Genomic DNA, 18,532 nt, shown 5'->3' with positions numbered 1-18,532 from the left:
GAACGATGAATTGTGACATGTCTGAAGAGACATGATCATCGGGAAAATTGCCAGAATTTGTATTAAATAGGAAGCCAAGCCAATGGCTGAAACTGACATTGCTATGCCAGAGTCAACGCAAGTTGATTCACGCCCAGCATTTGCAATCGTAGAAGAGCTCAAAACCAAATTTGGTGAGAACTTCTATGTGCAGGCGACTTTTGAAGAGTTTCCAACAGTCTGGGTTGAGCGCGCACGCGTGCAAGAAGTCCTTATGTTCCTCCGTAAAGTGGAACGTCCTTATGTAATGCTGTTTGACTTATCTGCGGTTGATGAGCGTTTACGTGTTCACCGTGATGGTTTACCAGCATCAGACTTTACTGTGTTTTATCACTTGTTATCGCTTGAGCGTAATAGTGATATCCGTATTAAAGTTGCATTAAATGAAAATGATTTAAGCATTCCAACCGCAACCAATATTTGGCCAAATGCCAACTGGTACGAGCGTGAAGCTTACGATATGTTTGGTATCGATTTCGCTGGGCATCCAATGCTCCGTCGTATCTTGTTGCCAACCTATTGGGAAGGTCATCCATTACGCAAAGAATATTCTGCGCGTGCGACAGAATATACGCCGTATATGCAGAATCAAGCGAAACAGGATTTTGAACAAGAACACCTACGCTTTGTGCCTGAAGACTGGGGTCTAAAACGCGGCAATGCTGATGAAGACTTCATGTTCTTGAACTTAGGTCCTAACCATCCATCTGCACACGGTGCGTTCCGTGTCGTATTGCAGTTGGACGGTGAAGAAGTGAAAGACTGCGTACCTGATATTGGTTATCACCACCGTGGTGTGGAAAAGATGGCTGAACGTCAAACATGGCATTCATTCATTCCTTATACCGATCGTGTTGACTACTTAGGCGGTTGTGCGCAAAACATGCCTTATGTGATGGCAGTTGAACAGCTTGCTGGTATTAAAGTACCTGAGCGTGCGCAAGTGATTCGTGTGATGTTGAACGAATTATTCCGAATCAATAACCACTTGTTATTCTGTGGTACAGCGATTCAGGATGCGGGTGGTATGACCCCAGTATTCTATATGTTCGCAGACCGTCAAAAAGTCTATGACATCGTTGAAGCGATTACGGGTTACCGTATGCACCCAGCATGGTTCCGTATTGGTGGTACAGCACACGACCTTCCAAATAACTGGCAAAAACTTGTTAAAGAGTTGCTAGAGTGGATGCCGAAACGTTTGAATGAGTACTACACCTCGGCGCTTAAAAACTCAGTGTTTATTGGTCGTACGCGTAACGTTGCGCAATACGATGCTAAATCTGCGTTGGCTTGGGGTGTAACTGGTACTGGTTTACGTGCGACGGGTATTGATTTTGACGTTCGTAAATATCGTCCATACAGTGGTTATGAAAACTTCGACTTTGATATTCCAGTGGAATATGAAGGCGATGCATATGCACGTGTCTTGGTTCACTTCCGTGAAATTACTGAGTCGTTGAAAATTATTCAACAGTGCTTGGACAACATGCCATCTGGTCCTTATAAAGCGGATCATCCACTGGCTGTTCCACCACCAAAAGATAAGACATTACAAGATATTGAAACCTTGATTACGCACTTCCTGAGCGTATCTTGGGGTCCTGTCATGCCTGCAGGTGAGTCATCATTTATGACTGAAGTGGTGAAAGGTGCGAGTACTTATTATTTGACTTCAGATAAGTCAACGATGAGTTACCGTACTCGTATTCGTACACCGACCTTCACACATTTGCAGCAAATGCCTTCTGTGATTAATGGCAGTTTGGTTTCTGACTTGATCATTTATTTGGCGACCATTGACGTGGTTATGGCTGACGTGGATCGCTAGGGGTAAACGATTATGATGATTTTGACTGATAAAAAACCTCGTGTGAATGTTGAAGGGATTTTGACTGCTGAAGAAATCCATGACATTGAACATCATATTGATCACTATCCATATCCACGTGCGGCATCATTGGATGCATTAAAATGCGTACAACGTCGTAATGGCTGGGTAGATGACGCTCAAATGAATGCGATTGCGCAATTGTTGACAATCAGTGTGGCGGATTTAGAAGGTGTAGCAACGTTCTATAACCGTATTTATCGCCAACCTGTAGGTCGTCATGTGATTTTGTTATGTGACTCAATTGCATGCTTCTTGATGGGTGCAGAAACTTTAGCAGAAGCATTTCAGCGAGAGTTAGGCATCCAGTACGGACAAACCACAGCAGATGGTCGTTTCACCTTGCTCCCAATTTGCTGTTTAGGCAACTGTGATAAAGGTCCAACGTTAATGATTGATGAAGATACTCACGGTTTAGTGGATGTGTCATCAGTTAAACAGTTATTGGAGAAGTATGTATGAATACTGAACCAAAACCAATTTATGGCGACGGTAATCCAGAAACTCATCCACTCACTTGGCGTTTGAGTAAGCAAGATGCGGTACGCAATGCTGATGAATACGAAGCTTTAGAAGGTTATGCAGGCTTCAAAAAAGCGCTCAGCATGCCACCAAAAGATGTACTTGACGTGATTAAAGCTGCGACGGTTAAAGGTCGTGGTGGTGCAGGTTTCCCAGCTGGAATTAAATGGTCGTTAATGGCACCGAATGATGGTGGTCCACGCTATTTAATTTGTAATGCTGATGAAATGGAACCAGGTACCTTTAAAGACCGTTTGTTGATGGAAAAACTTCCACATCAATTGATCGAAGGTATGTTGATTGCAGGTTATACCCTTGAAGCAACGCATGGTTATATCTTCATTCGTGGTGAATACATTGAAGCAGCTCAATACTTAAATGAAGCATTAGAGCAAGTTCGTGCCAAAGGTTACTTGGGTGAAAACATCCTCGGTACTGGTTGGAACTTTGAGATGTATGTTCACACGGGTGCAGGGCGTTATATCTGTGGTGAAGAAACTGCATTGATTAACTCGCTTGAAGGTCGTCGTGCCAATCCGCGTACTAAACCACCATTCCCACAAGTTGCTGGTGCATGGGGTCGTCCAACGATTGTCAATAACGTTGAAACCTATAATAACTTGCCAGCAATCATGTTGCGTGGGCCAGAGTGGTATATCAACCTTTCTGCACATAAGTCTAAAGATCCAGGTACTAAGATTTATGGTGCATCAGGTAAGGTGAAATTCCCAGGACTTTGGGAACTTCCTTTTGGTACAACTGCACGCGAAGTGATTGAAGATCATGCGGGTGGTATGCGTGATGGTCTCACTTTGAAAGCATGGTTACCAGGTGGCGCATCAACAGATTTCTTGGCGGCTGAACATATTGACTTGCCAATGGACGCTGAAAGCATCATGAAAGCAGGTTCACGTTTAGGAACATGTTTGTTGATGGTGGTTGATGAAACCCAATGTATGGTCTCTGCAACGCGTAACTTAGAAGAGTTCTTTGCACGTGAATCATGTGGTTTCTGTACACCGTGCCGTGATGGTTTACCTTGGGCAGTCAAAGCGCTGAAAGCACTCGAAACAGGTACAGGTAAGAAAGAAGATATCGATCATTTACAAGAACTGACTCGTAAATTATGGATCGGTAAAACTTTCTGTGCTCACGCACCGGGTGCGATGGAGCCGCTTATGGGCGCATTAAAATATTTCCGCCATGAGTTTGAAGCAAAGGTTAAAACCCATGCTCCTGCTCTTGACGTAGAACAAGCTTAAGGAATTCGACTATGGCTACAATTCATGTCGATGGAAAATCGTATGAAGTCAATGGCTCTGAAAACTTGCTACAAGCATGTCTCAGCCTTGGTATCGACATCCCGTATTTTTGTTGGCACCCATCCTTAGGTTCTGTTGGTTCTTGTCGTCAATGTGCTGTTACGCAATATAATAATGCGGAAGATACACGTGGGCGCTTAGTCATGTCTTGTATGACACCAGCTGCCGACAATACCTTTATTTCTATTGAAGACAAAGAAGCAACGGATTTTCGTGCATCAATCGTCGAATTCTTGATGACCAACCACCCACATGACTGTCCAGTCTGTGAAGAAGGTGGTCACTGTCATTTACAAGATATGACGGTGATGACGCAACACGATCGTCGTCGCTATCGCTTCACGAAGCGTACCCATCATAACCAAGAATTGGGTTCGTTTATTGCACATGAAATGAACCGCTGTATCGCGTGCTATCGTTGTGTGCGTTACTACAAAGATTACGCGGGTGGTACAGACTTTGGGGTCTATGCCAATGCATCACGTGTTTATTTCGGTCGTCCAGAATCAGGAACTTTAGAATCTGAATTTTCTGGTAACTTGACTGAAGTCTGTCCGACTGGTGTATTTACTGATAAGACGCATTCAGCACGTTATAACCGTAAGTGGGACATGCAATATGCACCAAGCGTATGCCAAGGCTGTTCTTCAGGTTGTAACATCTCACCGGGTGAGCGTTATGGCGAAATCCGTCGTGTTGAAAACCGTTTCAATGGTTCAGTAAATCAATACTTCTTGTGTGATAAAGGTCGTTTCGGTACAGGTTATGTGAATCGTGCAGATCGTCCACGTCAACCACAGTTCCGTAATGGTGACGCTGTTACAACCGTGAGTGTGGATCAAGCACTTGATCAAGTCATTGCTCAACTAAAAGGCAAAAAAGTATTAGGTATTGGTTCGCCACGAGCAAGCTTGGAATCAAACTATGCGCTACGTCAATTGGTTGGACAAGACAACTATTCAACTGGATTGTCTCAAAAAGAGCAAAATCTGGTTGAATTAGCTGCTTCAATCATGCAAACACAGGGTATTTACAACCCGAACATGCGTGAAATTGAAAGTTACGATGCGGTGTTGATCTTGGGTGAAGACTTAACTCAAACTGCGCCACGTATGGCTTTATCGGTTCGCCAAGTAGCGAAAAATAAAGCAAAAGAAATGGCAGCTAAAACACGTACACCAGATTGGTTGGCGGAGCCTGTACAACGTATTGGTCAAGATGCTAAATCTCCAATCTACATTCTTGCTGCAACGCAAACACGTTTAGCGGATGTGGCAACAGGTGAAGTAGTTGCATCGCCAAATGACATCGCACGTTTAGGTTTCGCGGTTGCTGCTGCGCTTAAAGGTGAGGCACTGACTGGTTTGGCTGAAGATGCAAAAGCATTTGCGCAAACCATTGCAGATACCTTGAAAGCAGCGAAAAAGCCTTTGATTATTTCTGGTACGAGTTTACAAGATCCTGCGATTATCGAAGCGGCTGCACAGGTTGCACAAAACTTAGGTGAAAATGCTGGTTTATCATTGACTGTTCCTGAAGTGAACTCAATGGGCTTAGCATTATTCGGTGGTTTAAGTTTAGAACAAGCTTTTGCCCAAGATTATGATGCCGTTGTTGTGGTTGAAAATGACCTAACTCGTCGTTTGCCAGTCGCTCAAGTAAAAGCTACGCTTGATAAAGCTCAAACTGTGATCGTATTGGATCACAGCGAAACTGAGACTGTGAAGCTTGCAGACATTGTTCTTTCAGCAGCAAGTTTTGCTGAAGGTGATGGCACTGTAGTGAGTCAAGAAGGCCGTGCACAACGTTTCTATCAAGTGTATGACCCAAGCTATTACAAGCCTGAATATGCGATCAAAGAATCATGGCGTTGGTTACATGCTGTTGAGACAGGTCTTAAAGGTAAAGCAGTCGATTGGACATTGCTTGATGATGTAATTGATGACATCGTGAAGAATGTACCAGTACTTGAAGCGATTCAAGATGTTGCACCAGATGCAGGCTATCGTGTTCATGGTTTGAAAATTGCACGTGAGCCACGTCGTTACTCAGGTCGTACCGCAATGCGTGCGCCGTTATCGATTCACGAGCCAAAACAACCAACCGATCCAGATTCAGCATTAACATTCTCTATGGAAGGTTATGTGGGTAATCAGACAGCATCGTCTTTAGTACCTTTCGCATGGGCTGCGGGTTGGAACTCGCCACAAGCGTGGAACAAGTACCAAGATGAAGTTGGTGGTCACTTAAAAGGTGGTGATTCGGGTGTGCGTTTATTCGATCGCTTAGCAAAACGTCCTGCACGTAGCTATGTTGCACCGACTGCCGTGGTTGTGAATCCTGAAAGCTTCCGTCTTGTGCCAATGCACCATATCTTTGGTTCTGGTGAATTCACCATTAAAACACCAGCAATGGAATCACGGATTCCTGAAGCGATGTTTGCCGTGGGTGAACAAGATGCGACGCGCTTAAATGTTCAAGATGGTCAACGTATTACCGTGAAAGCAGGCGAAACCAGCATCAGCTTACCTGTACAAGTGATCGAATATTTACCAACAGGCTATATTGGTTATCCAATTGGTCTAGCACCAACCGTTTCATTGGCAGAGCCTGTGTCTGTGGCAGTAGGAGTGTAATTCATGAATCAAGAAATTATACGTCAAACGCCACTTTGGGCTGAGAACTGGCCAATCGCTTATTCAGTGATTCAAGCAGTTGTGATCCTGTTGGTAGTGGTTTTGGTTGCTGCGTTAATGTCATTTATTGAGCGTCGTCTTTTGGCATTATGGCAAGACCGTTATGGTCCAAACCGTGTTGGTCCGGGTGGTATGTTCCAGATCGTTGCCGACATGCTCAAGATCATGTTCAAAGAAGACTGGACGCCAAAGTTTGCCGACAAGCTGACTTTTCGTTTAGCACCAGCAGTTGCGATGGCAACTGCGGTACTTTCGTTTATGGTCATCCCAGTAAGTCCTACACTGGGCGTTGCGGATATGAGTATCGGTCTATTGTTCTTTATGGCAATGGCTGGTATTGCAGTTTATGCAGTGCTATTTGGTGGTTGGGCGTCTAACAACAAATACTCGTTACTCGGTGGTCTTCGTTCTGCTGCTCAAACTATTTCTTATGAAGTGTTCTTGGGTATCTCATTGATGGGTGTGGTTGCGATTGCGGGCTCATTCAACCTACGTGAAATCGTTGAAGCTCAACGTGATGTTTGGTTTGTTATTCCACAATTCATTGGTTTCATTATCTTTGTTATTGCTGGTGTTGCAGTTACGCATCGTCATCCATTTGACCAACCAGAAGCTGAGCAAGAATTGGCGGAAGGTTATCACGTTGAATATGGTGGGATGAAGTGGGGGATGTTCTTCGTTGCGGAATATGTGAACGTGGTTTTAATCTCTGCACTGATCGTAACGTTATTCTTCGGCGGATGGCTTGCACCATTTAACTTAGAAATTCCATTTGTTCCACCAGTTTTTTGGTTCGTGATTAAAACAGCATTCTTTGTAATGATGTTTGTGTTGGCGCGTGGTTCTTTAATGCGTCCACGTTATGACCAAGTGATGAACTTTGGTTGGAAAGTTTGTTTGCCATTGGCGTTGGTCAACTTGTTAGTGACTGGTGCTGTGATTCTGATGAATCAGGCCTAGGACAGCAGGGAGTACAAAATGTATAAAATTCTAGCTGGATTTGGATCGATTGTCCGTTCGTTGTGGATGGTGTTTAGCCATGTAACACGTAAACGTGACACGATTTTATATCCAGAAGTACCAGCTGAACAAATTGTGCCTCCACGCTTTCGTGGTCGTATCATCTTGACGCGTGATCCAGATGGTGAAGAGCGTTGTGTGGCATGTAACCTTTGTGCGGTTGCATGTCCTGTTGGCTGTATTTCATTACAAAAAGCGGAAAAAGAAGATGGACGTTGGTATCCAGAATTTTTCCGTATTAACTTTTCACGCTGCATTTTCTGCGGTATGTGTGAAGAAGCTTGTCCTACAACTGCAATTCAGATGACTCCAGATTTTGAACTTGCTGAATATGTACGCCAAGACTTGGTTTATGAAAAAGAAAACTTATTGATTTCTGGCCCAGGCAAATATCCTGACTATAACTTCTACCGTGTCACTGGTATGGCAGTAAATGGTAAGGAAAAAGGTCAAGCACAAAAAGAAAGTGCACCAGTTGATGTACGGAGCTTATTACCATGATGTGGCCATTTTATTTGATGGCACTTGTGGCCATCGTATCGACAATTCGTGTTGTGACAAATACGAATCCCGTACATGCTCTTTTAAGTTTAATCGTTTCTTTACTTGCTGTTGCTGGTATTTTCATGATCGTGGGTGCGCCTTTTGCGGGTGCACTTGAGATTATTGTTTATGCTGGTGCAATCATGGTGTTGTTCGTCTTCGTGGTCATGATGTTGAACCTTGGACAAGATACGATTGAACAAGAACGTAAATGGTTAACCTCTGATGCATGGGCATATCCTGCATTAATGAGTTTCTTATTGGGCTTGGTTTTGGTTTGGATGTTGGGTGGAGAATACACCACGATTTCTGCACCATTAGGTACAGAAATTGTAGGTCCTAAAGCAGTCGGTCAAGCATTATTTACTCACTATCTATTATTGGTAGAAGTTGCCGCGATGTTATTGCTTGCAGCCTTAGTTGCTGCATATCATCTTGGCAAACGTGAACCAAGTGCAGAAGAGGATAAAGAATAATGGGACACATCCCTTTAGAACATGGTTTGATTGTTGCAACCATCCTTTTTGCACTCGGTTTTTACGGTGTAATGGTGCGACGCAACCTATTATTTATGCTAATGAGCCTTGAAGTGATGATGAATGCTGCTGCATTGGCATTTGTTTTGGCAGGTAGTGTTTGGGCTCAACCAGATGGACAAGTGATGTTCATTTTGATCCTAACGCTTGCTGCAGCAGAGGCGTGTATTGGTCTTGCGATCGTCCTTCAGTTTTATCATCGCTTCCATCACTTGGATGTTGATGCTGCTAGTGAGATGCGCGGATGAGTACATTATATTTAACCGTTTTATTCCCGCTCATTGGTTTTATCCTGTTAGCGGCAGGGCGTAACAAACTATCTGAAAATGTGGCTGCCATTATTGGTGTCGGTTCAGTTGGTTTATCTGCGTTATTTGCTTTAATCGCTGGCCTTGCATTTACTAGCAGTGGCCAAACCGTTTTTGTTCAACACTTATGGACGTGGTTCAGTGTTGGCGGTTTTGAGCCAGGCATTAGCTTGCACCTTGATGGTTTGTCATTATTGATGACAGGTATGATCACAGGTGTTGGTTTCCTGATTCACATCTTTGCATCATGGTATATGCGTGGTGAAGAAGATTACGCACGTTTCTTCTCTTATTTCAACCTGTTCGTTGCCAGCATGTTGTTGTTGGTACTCGGCGATAACTTGGCGTTATTGTTCTTAGGTTGGGAAGGAGTAGGTCTGTGTTCATACCTATTGATTGGTTTCTACTACTCAAACCCTGCAAATGGTTGGGCAGCAATCAAAGCATTCACCGTAACACGTGTGGGTGACGTTTTCTTACTCATCGCATTGTTCTTGCTCTATCAACAGTTTGGTACGTTAAATACACAGTACATTGTTGAACATGCAGCGACTGTGATGACGCAAAGCTCATCATTGTCGATTTGGACAGCATTGATGTTGTTCTTAGGTGCGGCAGGTAAATCAGCGCAAATTCCATTACAAACTTGGTTAGCTGATGCGATGGCTGGTCCTACACCAGTATCTGCATTGATCCACGCTGCAACGATGGTTACAGCAGGTGTGTACTTATGCTGCCGTATGTTCTCTGTGATGGAAATGGCACCAGAAGTAATGCAGTTCATCTCGATTACAGGTGCAGTAACCTTACTTGTAGCTGGTTTTGCAGCATTGGTTCAAACCGATATCAAACGTATCTTGGCTTACTCAACCATGAGTCAGCTCGGTTATATGTTTATGGCGGTGGGTGCTGAGGCGTATCAAGCTGGTTTATTCCATATGCTTGCTCACGCATTCTTCAAAGCGTTATTGTTCCTTTCTTCAGGTGCAGTGATTCTTGCATGTCATCACGAACAAAACATTTTCAAAATGGGTGGATTACGTAAAAAGATTCCATTTGTATTCTGGTGTTTCGTAATCGGTGGTGGTGCATTAGCTGCACTTCCAATTGTAACAGTTGGCTTCTTCTCTAAAGATGCGATTTTAGGTGCAGTATATGCACAGTCTACGATTGCAAACCTTCCACTTTATAATACGTTATATTGGGTTGGTGTTGCGGGTGCATTCTTAACGTCTATCTATACCTTCCGTCTAATCTGGGTCGTATTCTTTGGCGAAGAAAAAACCCATGCACATGCCATTCATGGCGTAACTTACTGGGCACCGCTTGCAATTCTTGCGACCTTATCAACAGGTATTGGTTATTTCTTACAAGCACCTGTTGCAAAATTATTGACTGCTGCAAGTATTCCAAGCTTTGTTGTTCCTGAAGCTTTAGAAGAAGCTGTTGCACATGCTGAACATTTAGCAAGTGGTGTTGCCCTTGTTGGTTTAGTTGTTGGTATTTTCTTATTTGCCTTTGCGTATGGTGCGGTTAAATCATTTGCTCAAACGTCTTTGGGTTCTGGTTTAGCACATATTTGCCGTACCGCATTTGGTTTTGATGCTTTGTATGACATCGTTTTTGTAAAACCATATTTATTGATTGCGAAAATCTTAGGCCGTGATCCAATTGATGGTTTATGGTTAGTGCTACCTGCACTTGTGAAAGGTGGTAATAGCTTTACAAGTTCGCGTCAAACAGGTTCATTGCGTGAATACGCATCAAGCATGTCACTCGGTGTAGTGGTGTTATTGATGATCTTGATCGTGATTCAGGTTGTGGGGAAATAAAATGGAAAACAATTTAATTTTACCCGCACTGATTTTAGTTCCTTTCATTGCTGGTTTTATTTGTTGGTTGGTTGATAAATTTGACCAACATTTGCCACGCTGGATTGCCTTGATTGGTATGCTCATTACCTTTGGTTTGGGTATTGCACTATGGCAAACTGGTACATATAGCTACGAGTTGGGCGGTAAAGTCCCAACTTGGGCTGCTGAATTTCATCTCCCATGGATTCAGACTTTAGGGATCAGTATTCACTTGGCTGTGGATGGTTTATCTCTACTCATGGTTTTACTTACAGCGTTACTTGGTGTGCTTGCTGTTGGTTGTTCATGGGGTGAAATTCAAAAGAATGTTGGTTTCTTCCACTTAAACCTCCTTTGGAGTTTAGGTGGGGTTATCGGTGTATTCCTTGCAATTGACTTATTCTTGTTCTTCTTCTTCTGGGAGATGATGCTTGTACCAATCTATTTCTTGATTGCGTTATGGGGACACTCAGGATCAAATGGTCGTTCACGTGTTTATGCTGCAACTAAATTCTTTTTATATACACAAATTGCTGGTTTGATCATGTTAATCGGTATCTTAGGCTTAGTGGTCTATGGATATATGATGACAGGTATGATTGGTTTTGATTACAGCTACTTATTGGCTGTTGCAAACCACTTACCACCAGAAGTTGCATATGCATTTATGTTGTGTTTCTTTGTTGGTTTTGCAGTTAAATTACCTGTATTCCCATTACACGGTTGGTTACCTGATGCGCATGCACAAGCACCAACAGCGGGTTCTGTGGACTTGGCTGGTATTTTGATTAAGACAGCAGCGTACGGTCTACTTCGTTTCGTAATTCCATTCTTCCCAGCAGCGTCAGCTCAGTTTGCTGATATTGCAATCATTTTGGGTTTAATTGGTATTTTCTACGGTGCATTCTTAGCCTACCAACAAACAGACATGAAACGTCTGCTTGCGTATACGTCTATTTCACACATGGGTTTCATTTTACTTGCAATCTATGCAGGTAATATTCTAACTTTCCAAGGTCTGATGATCATGATGTTGGCACATGGCTTGTCATCTGCTGCATTGTTCATTATGTCTGGTCAAGTGTATGAACGTTTACATACCCGTGATTTACGTTTAATGGGTGGTCTTCGTGGCCAACTGCAATACTTGCCATTTTTCCTGATGTTCTTTGTTGCAGCGCTTGTCGGTGTACCAGGTCTAGGTAACTTTATTGGTGAATTCTTGATTCTTATGGGTTCATTTAAAGCTTATCCAGCCTTCACCATCATTGCTGCAGTAAGTTTAGTATTTGCAGGTCTTTACGGTCTGATTCTGATTCACAAAGCACTTTTTGGCGAACCAAATGCTGAACAAAAGCAACACTACACGAGTCCACTGAAAGATTTATCAGTACGTGAAGTTAGTATTTTGATGATCTGTGTGATTGGTTTACTTTGGTTAGGACTTTACCCACAGACATTCTTGGATATGTCACATTCAAGTATGCAGTGGTTAGTCAATAGTTATATGCCAGTACAAGAAGTTGTCGAAACTGTTCAACAGACTGCGACTCAACTTGAACAAGTGGAGATGCGATAAACCATGAACTTCACACTTTCTTTTTCTGAGCTTATGCCACTTGCCCCAGCGATGATTGTGGCATTGACTGCAGTTGTTGTGATGTTATTGATTGCGATTAAACGTAATCATAATCTGATTGCAACAACGACAGTTGTAGGTCTAAACCTTTCTGCAATTCTAATTGCATATACCATGTTTAGCGGGCACTTTGTCCCTGCGAACGTGATGGGCATGTTTATGGTTGATCCATTTACCATGCTCTACCAATTCCTGATTTTGATTGCTGCTTTGGCTTGTAGCACGCTTTCACATGCCTACATTGAAACGTATAAAGATAATCGTGAAGAACTTTATATCTTGTTACTTTGTTCTGTAGCAGGTGCAATGTTATTGGTTGCAAGTTCTCATTATGCTTCTTTCTTCATTAGCTTAGAGTTAATGTCAATTCCTGTGTACGGTATGTTGGCTTACACGCATCAACGTAGCCAATCTTTAGAAGCGGGAATTAAGTATCTTGTACTTTCAGCAACTGCATCTGCGATGTTGTTGATGGGTATGGCATATATCTATGCATATACAGGCTCATTGTCATTCTATGATTCTGTTCAAGCTTTGATGACTGCGATCAAGCAACCAATGGTGCTATTAGGTTTAGGTCTCATTATCTTTGCTGTTGCATTTAAGCTCTCACTTGCACCATTCCATAAATGGACGCCTGATGTGTATGCAGGTGCACCAGCACCTATGGCGACATTCTTGGCAACGGCTGCCAAAGTTGCAACGATTGGTTTATTTGTACGTTACTTATTAAGTTCTGGTGCAATCTTAGTTGAATCAATAGTGACTGTTTTGACAGTCATTGCTGTGTTATCAATTTTGGTCGGTAACTTACTTGCAGTACGTCAAGTTAACTTAAAACGCATCCTTGGTTATTCATCAATTGCACACTTTGGTTACTTGTTGATTGCTTTGATTAGTATGACTTATGCAAGTTTAGGTAGTGTAACGGTTTATGTGATTACTTATGTATTTACAACAATCGGTGCATTTGGTGCAGTTGCGTTAATGTCTAGTCCATATAACAACGTTGATGAAGCACAAAGTCTTGCAGACTACCGTGGTTTGTTCTGGCGTCGTCCGATCTTGACTGCAACATTAACAGTGATGATGTTGTCATTAGCAGGGATTCCATTAACTGCAGGTTTTATTGGTAAATTCCTTGTGGTAATGGCTGCTGTAACAACTCAACATTGGTTCTTGGCTGCAATGGTCGTTGTCGGAAGTGGTATAGGCTTGTATTACTACTTACGTGTGATGATCGTAATGTATATGACACCACCAGAAACACCTCGTATTGATGCTGATGCACATTGGGGAACTAAAGTTGGTGGTATCATGGTACTCGGTGCAGCATTGCTTGTATTATTACTTGGTATCTACCCAGATCCAATGATCAATTTGGCATTAAAGTCAGAAATTCTTTCTCCATTGCATTTCATGTTGTCTCAACAACAATAATGATTTGATTTGTACAAAAAAGCCTCCAAAATTTGGGGGCTTTTTTTAATGAAGAGTAAAAAAACACTCTATAATACTCAAAGATTAATATTAGTTAGGTACTCACTCGTGTCGATTCAAGAAATTCGCCATCCGCTTATTCGTCATAAACTTGGTTTATTACGCCGTTCAGACATTAGCACAAAGAACTTCCGTGAATTGGCGCAAGAAGTCACGATGTTACTCACTTATGAAGCAACTAAGGATCTGCCTGTTGTCGATCATGAAATTGATGGTTGGGCAGGTAAAGTTTCGACTCAACGTATTGCAGGTAAGAAGATTACCATTGTACCGATTCTACGTGCTGGAATTGGTATGCTTGAAGGCGTACTGAGCTTGATCCCAAGTGCCAAAGTGAGTGTCTTGGGTTTAGAGCGTGATGAGGCGACTTTAGAGGTCCGTACTTACTATAAAAAATTAGTACCTGATGTTGCGAATCGCTTAGCGATGATTATTGATCCAATGCTGGCAACGGGTAATTCACTTATTGCGGCAATTGATGTGCTTAAAGCAAGTGGTTGTAAAGATATACGTGTTATGGTTTTGGTTGCTGCACCTGAAGGTGTTGCAAAAGTAGAAGCTGCGCATCCTGATGTACGTATCTATACTGCATCAATTGACCAAGGTCTGAATGAAGAAGGCTATATCGTTCCAGGTCTTGGTGATGCAGGTGATAAGATTTTTGGTAGCGTTCAAAAAGATTAATTTTTGAAAATATGCTTAAAAAAGAGACTTAATCCAACCGTACTGTTTTCAGGGGAGGATTTAAAGTCTCTTTTTTTATATACTGAAATACAGTACTTGCAAAATTAGGTGGATGTCATGAAAAAAGAGTTTTATCAGGGAAAAGTTAAACAATATAATCCAGACAAAGGGTTTGGTTTTATTGCAACTGCTGAAGGCGAGATCTTTTTTCATATTTCAGATTTTCCTGCATCGGAAGGTGAGCCGAAACGAAATGAAAAAGTAAAATTTGTAGCCCTAGAAAATAATGGAAAATTTAAAGCAGTACAAATTGAACGAGTAGATCCAAATCCTGCAAAAACTAAAAAAAATAAAATATTGGCTCATAATGAATCGATTACATCAGAATTGTTATCAAACTTTCGACGTTAGGATAATGCATAATGGATCACTCATCAGCAAATAAAAATACTTGCTTTTACTTTATCGCTGTCCAACAGGGCAGCATTATTTTTTGTGATGATGTCAAATTTGATATATTACGTGGTGAATTTTTTAGGGTAATGTGATGCTAAACAATAGAACAATTAAAAAATATAATAAAGAATGGGGTTTCCGTTATGCAAAGTGATATTGATATTGTAGTTACTCAAAGTAAGGCTTTGGAAGCATTACTAGAGCAAAAATTTGGAGCTACTGGGCGTGGTTTGCATGAAAAATTAACTAGCATTGAATATCAGCTTGAAGTTGGGCTAGTGAAGAATATACGTTGGATAGCTACTATGCGTAATAAAGTGGTACATGAAAATTTCCAATTGACCAATCAAAATGACTTTTTAAGAAGTTGTCAGCGTGCTTTAGAGGGTTTACAAAACACCCAAAATACTTTGAGAATTGTTGGTAAAACCAAAGAAATCAATACCGTACATTGGAGTTTTTCATCACAAAACTCGCAGCATACAACGTCGGAACGTGTAAATTCCTCATCACGAAATTCATATAACACAACACCCAAACGTATCGTATCTCATTCAAGAAGAAAAACTAAACGAAAGAGTGAATCAGGTGGTTTTTTTGGGACAATCATTACAGTCATTATTTTTGGCATAATCGGCTATTTTGTGTATGGTTTTATTCAAGACTCTTTGCATCGTAATGAATTGACAAATCAACCTGTAATACAGGAAACCTTAAAAATAGCAAATACTCAAGCAGTAAATAGCAACCCCGATCATTTTCAATGTGATGGTCGAAAACATTGTTCTCAAATGCGATCACTTGAAGAGGCACGTTGGTTTGTAAGAAATTGTCCAGATACAGAAATGGATGGAGATCATGATGGCGAGCCATGTGAACAACAATTCTGATGATAAAAAAAGATCAGGCTTAAACCTGATCTTCACAAAAATGTAAAAAGGCTTTGAGTCCAGGACCTTGGTATTTTTGACGATGCACTAACATGTACAATGGGCGAGTTAATTGCCAATAAGGTGTATTAAGAATAACCAATTGACCTTTCTCCTCCAGAGGTTCAATCGCGAGTCTTGAAACACAAGACATTCCCAAACCACCAGCAACAATTTTTAAGATTGCTTCGTTATGACCAAGGGTTAAACGGATATTGGCATCTGGTAGATCTTGTAAAATCGCATTGTCAAAAACTTCACGTGTGCCTGAGCCTTCTTCACGTAAAATCCATTCAACCTCATGGAAATCTGCTGGTGTAATTGGGCGATCTAACTTTGCTAGAGGATGGTCAGGGGCACAGCAAACTGCAAGCTCATCATCTCGCCAATGAATACATTGTAATTGAGGCAAATGACAAGAACCTTCGATCAAGGCTAAATCAAGCTGAAATTGATTCACTGCTTCAATCATTTGACGAGTATTGCCAACTTGTAATTGAAGATGGGCCTGAGGATGATGCTGTAAAAATTCAGCCATCAGATCAGGCATTAAATAATCACTGATCGTTAAGGTTGCACCTAAACGTAAATCAATGCTTTGCAGTTCACCTTTAGCAGCTTGTTCAAAGGATTCGCAGCGACCTAAAATTTCTAAAGCTTGAGGCAATAAAAAACGCCCCAAATCATTCAGTTGTAAACGCTTGCCTAAACGGTCAAATAAAGGCGCACCTAAGCCATCTTCTAAATCAGCTAAAGCCATACTTGCTGCACTTTGTGTCAGTCTGACAGCATCACTCGCTTTGGTTACCGTTCCTTCTTGTGCAACCGCCACGAAAACAGCCAATTGGCGTAAGGTCATGCGCATGTTAAATAGCCTTAATGTTTTGAGTATCCATCAATTATTCGATCATGCTAACATGAGCCTACTGTTTCGTGCCACGTTCAAATCATGTCAATTGAAAAATTTAGCGTAGAAAAAGTTCTATCTGTTCATCGTTGGGCTCACAATCTTTTTAGTTTCACCATGACTCGACCTGCTCATTTTAAATTTACAGCAGGGCAGTTTGCGCGAATTGGTTTAATGGTTGATGGTGAGTTAGTTGTAAGAGCTTATTCTGTTGTTTCTTCGCCCTTTGATGAAACTTTAGAATTCTTTTCGATTGTTGTTCCCGAAGGTGCATTTACGTCAAATTTGCAACATCTTAAAGTTGGTGATGAACTTTATTTAGATAAAATATCTTATGGTTATTTGACTTTGGCAAGGTATCAACAACCTTTACCGCAAGATCTTTGGCTATTGGGGACTGGTACTGGACTTGCACCATTTCTATGCATGTTACAAGACTTTGAAACTTGGAATAAATATAAACATATTCATCTGGTTTATAGCGTTCGCACAGAGTCCGAGTTGGCTTATGTGGAACGTATTGAAGAAATCGCAGCATCATTTGGTGAAGGGCATTCTGGATTTAAATTCATTCCGATTATTACCCGTGATCCCAAAGCCGCATTACATGATCGACTCCCAATTTTAATTGGCAATGGTGAATTAGAAAAAGCAGCAGGATTAGCTTTGAACCCTGCCAGTAGTCATGTGATGTTGTGTGGTAATCCTCAGATGGTTGAGGATACAAAAGAGGCACTTAAACAACGAGGTTTAACGATGAATCGTCGTGGTGAAGGTAATATTGCAGTAGAGAATTATTGGTAGTCGTATTATATGGATATGTCTTAATGTACAAACATATCCATAAATTCACGGATTTCTTGAATTGCAGTATCGACATCCGTGGTTAGCCATGTCGGTTCAAAAATACCAATATAATGTTCTAAACGGTCCTGAGGAACAACAAGGCGAACAGGGCAATCTTCTTCGAGTAGGCGCCAAGGTAAAATAGGCACTTCATTGTCTAAAAAAGGTTGTACATTTCGAATGTCGATAATCATTGCATTTACACAATCAGGTAAAGGCATGACAGAGAATTCTTCAGTACGACGACGGAAGTATTCTAAATCTCCCCACTTTAAGATATAGCTTGGCTTATTAAACTCAATAATTCCTATTAAATGTTCATCACGTGTGTGATGTAAAAAACATTGATGAGTAACATCCGTGTCTAAATCAAGAGAAACACTTTGTTGACTATAGGACATAAAGCAAAACATGTGAGAAACGAAGCCGACTAGTATAGCTTATTTTTAGCGTATTCTAAAACCGACTATATTTTAAACAAAAAAATAAATAAAAAAAGTAGAGTTCTGCAAACACTGCAACGATAGTCCGAAGCTTTTTCACACAATGCAACATTGAGTATTGCTAAGATAAAAGCCTAACAAATAAAAGGATGAGGGCTGCTATGATGCATGATTTTAGTAAGCCACAACCTCATGTGGCAAGTAAGGAAGAAATTGCACGTAAAAGGAAATTACCAGTCTATATGTTATTAATAGTTGGAATTTTTCTGATAGCGTTGCTTGTATTTATGATCGCCGATCATTCAGCAAATCCAACTGCTCAAGTGATGATGTCAAATCTGCAGTCTGTACTTCTGAATGCTTAATGGCTTTGACCAAAACAATTTATCTAAAAGCCC

The 18,532-nt window shown here is 41.4% G+C and carries 18 protein-coding genes; 16 read left to right on the top strand and 2 right to left on the bottom strand.

The genetic code is table 11. The features are described from left to right. The first annotated feature begins 82 nt into the window (after nt 1–82). The 14 genes from nuoC to AC0JIQ_RS12825 all read left to right on the top strand — a co-directional run bounded on the left by nuoC (nt 83) and on the right by AC0JIQ_RS12825 (nt 15,899). On the top strand, nt 83–1,870 hold the full coding sequence (gene nuoC, locus AC0JIQ_RS12890) for an NADH-quinone oxidoreductase subunit C/D (RefSeq protein WP_474201887.1): 1,788 nt from the start codon (nt 83–85) through the stop codon (nt 1,868–1,870). 12 nt (nt 1,871–1,882) lie between these two features. After that, entirely contained in the window at nt 1,883–2,392 is a 510-nt protein-coding gene (gene nuoE, locus AC0JIQ_RS12885; protein ID WP_004675093.1) for an NADH-quinone oxidoreductase subunit NuoE, read from the top strand. Then, on the top strand, nt 2,389–3,714 hold the full coding sequence (gene nuoF / locus AC0JIQ_RS12880) for an NADH-quinone oxidoreductase subunit NuoF (RefSeq protein ID WP_046740049.1): 1,326 nt from the start codon (nt 2,389–2,391) through the stop codon (nt 3,712–3,714). Before nuoE ends, nuoF begins: the two co-directional genes overlap by 4 nt. A gap of 11 nt (nt 3,715–3,725) precedes the next feature. Continuing rightward, on the top strand, nt 3,726–6,410 hold the full coding sequence (gene nuoG, locus AC0JIQ_RS12875) for an NADH-quinone oxidoreductase subunit NuoG (protein WP_474201886.1): 2,685 nt from the start codon (nt 3,726–3,728) through the stop codon (nt 6,408–6,410). Nucleotides 6,411–6,413: 3 nt separating this feature from the next. Further along, nucleotides 6,414–7,430, top strand: a complete 1,017-nt coding sequence (gene nuoH / locus AC0JIQ_RS12870; RefSeq protein ID WP_004663752.1) for an NADH-quinone oxidoreductase subunit NuoH — start codon at nt 6,414–6,416, stop codon at nt 7,428–7,430. Nucleotides 7,431–7,448: 18 nt separating this feature from the next. Beyond that, nucleotides 7,449–7,991 carry an NADH-quinone oxidoreductase subunit NuoI gene (nuoI, locus tag AC0JIQ_RS12865; protein WP_004663751.1) on the top strand — a complete coding sequence of 181 codons (543 nt, stop codon included), beginning with the start codon at nt 7,449–7,451 and terminating at the stop codon, nt 7,989–7,991. Further along, nucleotides 7,991–8,509, top strand: a complete 519-nt coding sequence (gene nuoJ / locus AC0JIQ_RS12860; RefSeq protein ID WP_171062459.1) for an NADH-quinone oxidoreductase subunit J — start codon at nt 7,991–7,993, stop codon at nt 8,507–8,509. Before nuoI ends, nuoJ begins: the two co-directional genes overlap by 1 nt. Beyond that, a complete protein-coding gene (gene nuoK, locus AC0JIQ_RS12855; protein WP_004638057.1) occupies nt 8,509–8,817 on the top strand; it encodes an NADH-quinone oxidoreductase subunit NuoK in 309 nt (102 codons plus the stop codon). The genes nuoJ and nuoK overlap by 1 nt, the downstream gene beginning before the upstream one ends. Next, complete coding sequence (gene nuoL, locus AC0JIQ_RS12850) at nt 8,814–10,709, top strand: NADH-quinone oxidoreductase subunit L (RefSeq protein ID WP_005218109.1); 1,896 nt, start codon at nt 8,814–8,816, stop codon at nt 10,707–10,709. Before nuoK ends, nuoL begins: the two co-directional genes overlap by 4 nt. A 1-nt stretch (nt 10,710) precedes the next feature. Beyond that, nucleotides 10,711–12,309, top strand: a complete 1,599-nt coding sequence (nuoM, locus tag AC0JIQ_RS12845; protein ID WP_004663744.1) for an NADH-quinone oxidoreductase subunit M — start codon at nt 10,711–10,713, stop codon at nt 12,307–12,309. Nucleotides 12,310–12,312: 3 nt separating this feature from the next. Further along, entirely contained in the window at nt 12,313–13,809 is a 1,497-nt protein-coding gene (gene nuoN, locus AC0JIQ_RS12840) for an NADH-quinone oxidoreductase subunit NuoN (protein WP_046740053.1), read from the top strand. A gap of 108 nt (nt 13,810–13,917) precedes the next feature. Further along, on the top strand, nt 13,918–14,553 hold the full coding sequence (gene upp, locus AC0JIQ_RS12835) for a uracil phosphoribosyltransferase (RefSeq protein ID WP_241306361.1): 636 nt from the start codon (nt 13,918–13,920) through the stop codon (nt 14,551–14,553). 117 nt (nt 14,554–14,670) lie between these two features. Beyond that, nucleotides 14,671–14,964, top strand: coding sequence for a cold shock domain-containing protein (locus AC0JIQ_RS12830; protein WP_004663739.1), 294 nt, complete (start codon nt 14,671–14,673; stop codon nt 14,962–14,964). A 188-nt stretch (nt 14,965–15,152) separates the two neighbouring features. Continuing rightward, nucleotides 15,153–15,899 (top strand): excalibur calcium-binding domain-containing protein, encoded by a 747-nt coding sequence (locus tag AC0JIQ_RS12825; protein ID WP_474201885.1) that lies wholly within the window; start codon nt 15,153–15,155, stop codon nt 15,897–15,899. 19 nt (nt 15,900–15,918) lie between these two features. On the opposite strand, the gene gigC is transcribed toward AC0JIQ_RS12825, so the two are convergent. Continuing rightward, a complete protein-coding gene (gene gigC / locus AC0JIQ_RS12820) occupies nt 15,919–16,803 on the bottom strand; it encodes a LysR family transcriptional regulator GigC (RefSeq protein ID WP_004663735.1) in 885 nt (294 codons plus the stop codon). An 84-nt stretch (nt 16,804–16,887) separates the two neighbouring features. On the opposite strand from gigC, the gene AC0JIQ_RS12815 reads away from it, so the two are divergent. After that, nucleotides 16,888–17,649, top strand: a complete 762-nt coding sequence (locus AC0JIQ_RS12815; RefSeq protein ID WP_474201884.1) for a ferredoxin--NADP reductase — start codon at nt 16,888–16,890, stop codon at nt 17,647–17,649. A 20-nt stretch (nt 17,650–17,669) separates the two neighbouring features. Here AC0JIQ_RS12815 and AC0JIQ_RS12810 read toward each other — a convergent pair whose 3' ends face one another. Next, entirely contained in the window at nt 17,670–18,092 is a 423-nt protein-coding gene (locus AC0JIQ_RS12810; RefSeq protein ID WP_005218098.1) for a hypothetical protein, read from the bottom strand. Nucleotides 18,093–18,298: 206 nt separating this feature from the next. Here AC0JIQ_RS12810 and AC0JIQ_RS12805 point away from each other — a divergent pair, with 206 nt between their 5' ends. Then, nucleotides 18,299–18,499 carry a hypothetical protein gene (locus AC0JIQ_RS12805; RefSeq protein ID WP_034601857.1) on the top strand — a complete coding sequence of 67 codons (201 nt, stop codon included), beginning with the start codon at nt 18,299–18,301 and terminating at the stop codon, nt 18,497–18,499. Nucleotides 18,500–18,532: the final 33 nt, after the last annotated feature.

Source organism: Acinetobacter sp. FB (assembly GCF_056033405.1).
This window is presented reverse-complemented; position numbering and strand designations above follow the sequence as displayed.

Bases quoted from the DNA above. Each gene is read 5' to 3' on its own strand.
- nuoC (WP_474201887.1), top strand. From the start codon at position 83: ATGGCTGAAACTGACATTGCTATGCCAGAGTCAACGCAAGTTGATTCA.
- nuoE (WP_004675093.1), top strand. From the start codon at position 1,883: ATGATGATTTTGACTGATAAAAAACCTCGTGTGAATGTTGAAGGGATT.
- nuoF (WP_046740049.1), top strand. From the start codon at position 2,389: ATGAATACTGAACCAAAACCAATTTATGGCGACGGTAATCCAGAAACT.
- nuoG (WP_474201886.1), top strand. From the start codon at position 3,726: ATGGCTACAATTCATGTCGATGGAAAATCGTATGAAGTCAATGGCTCT.
- nuoH (WP_004663752.1), top strand. From the start codon at position 6,414: ATGAATCAAGAAATTATACGTCAAACGCCACTTTGGGCTGAGAACTGG.
- nuoI (WP_004663751.1), top strand. From the start codon at position 7,449: ATGTATAAAATTCTAGCTGGATTTGGATCGATTGTCCGTTCGTTGTGG.
- nuoJ (WP_171062459.1), top strand. From the start codon at position 7,991: ATGTGGCCATTTTATTTGATGGCACTTGTGGCCATCGTATCGACAATT.
- nuoK (WP_004638057.1), top strand. From the start codon at position 8,509: ATGGGACACATCCCTTTAGAACATGGTTTGATTGTTGCAACCATCCTT.
- nuoL (WP_005218109.1), top strand. From the start codon at position 8,814: ATGAGTACATTATATTTAACCGTTTTATTCCCGCTCATTGGTTTTATC.
- nuoM (WP_004663744.1), top strand. From the start codon at position 10,711: ATGGAAAACAATTTAATTTTACCCGCACTGATTTTAGTTCCTTTCATT.
- nuoN (WP_046740053.1), top strand. From the start codon at position 12,313: ATGAACTTCACACTTTCTTTTTCTGAGCTTATGCCACTTGCCCCAGCG.
- AC0JIQ_RS12830 (WP_004663739.1), top strand. From the start codon at position 14,671: ATGAAAAAAGAGTTTTATCAGGGAAAAGTTAAACAATATAATCCAGAC.
- AC0JIQ_RS12825 (WP_474201885.1), top strand. From the start codon at position 15,153: ATGCAAAGTGATATTGATATTGTAGTTACTCAAAGTAAGGCTTTGGAA.
- gigC (WP_004663735.1), bottom strand. From the start codon at position 16,803: ATGCGCATGACCTTACGCCAATTGGCTGTTTTCGTGGCGGTTGCACAA.
- AC0JIQ_RS12815 (WP_474201884.1), top strand. From the start codon at position 16,888: ATGTCAATTGAAAAATTTAGCGTAGAAAAAGTTCTATCTGTTCATCGT.
- AC0JIQ_RS12810 (WP_005218098.1), bottom strand. From the start codon at position 18,092: ATGTCCTATAGTCAACAAAGTGTTTCTCTTGATTTAGACACGGATGTT.
- AC0JIQ_RS12805 (WP_034601857.1), top strand. From the start codon at position 18,299: ATGCATGATTTTAGTAAGCCACAACCTCATGTGGCAAGTAAGGAAGAA.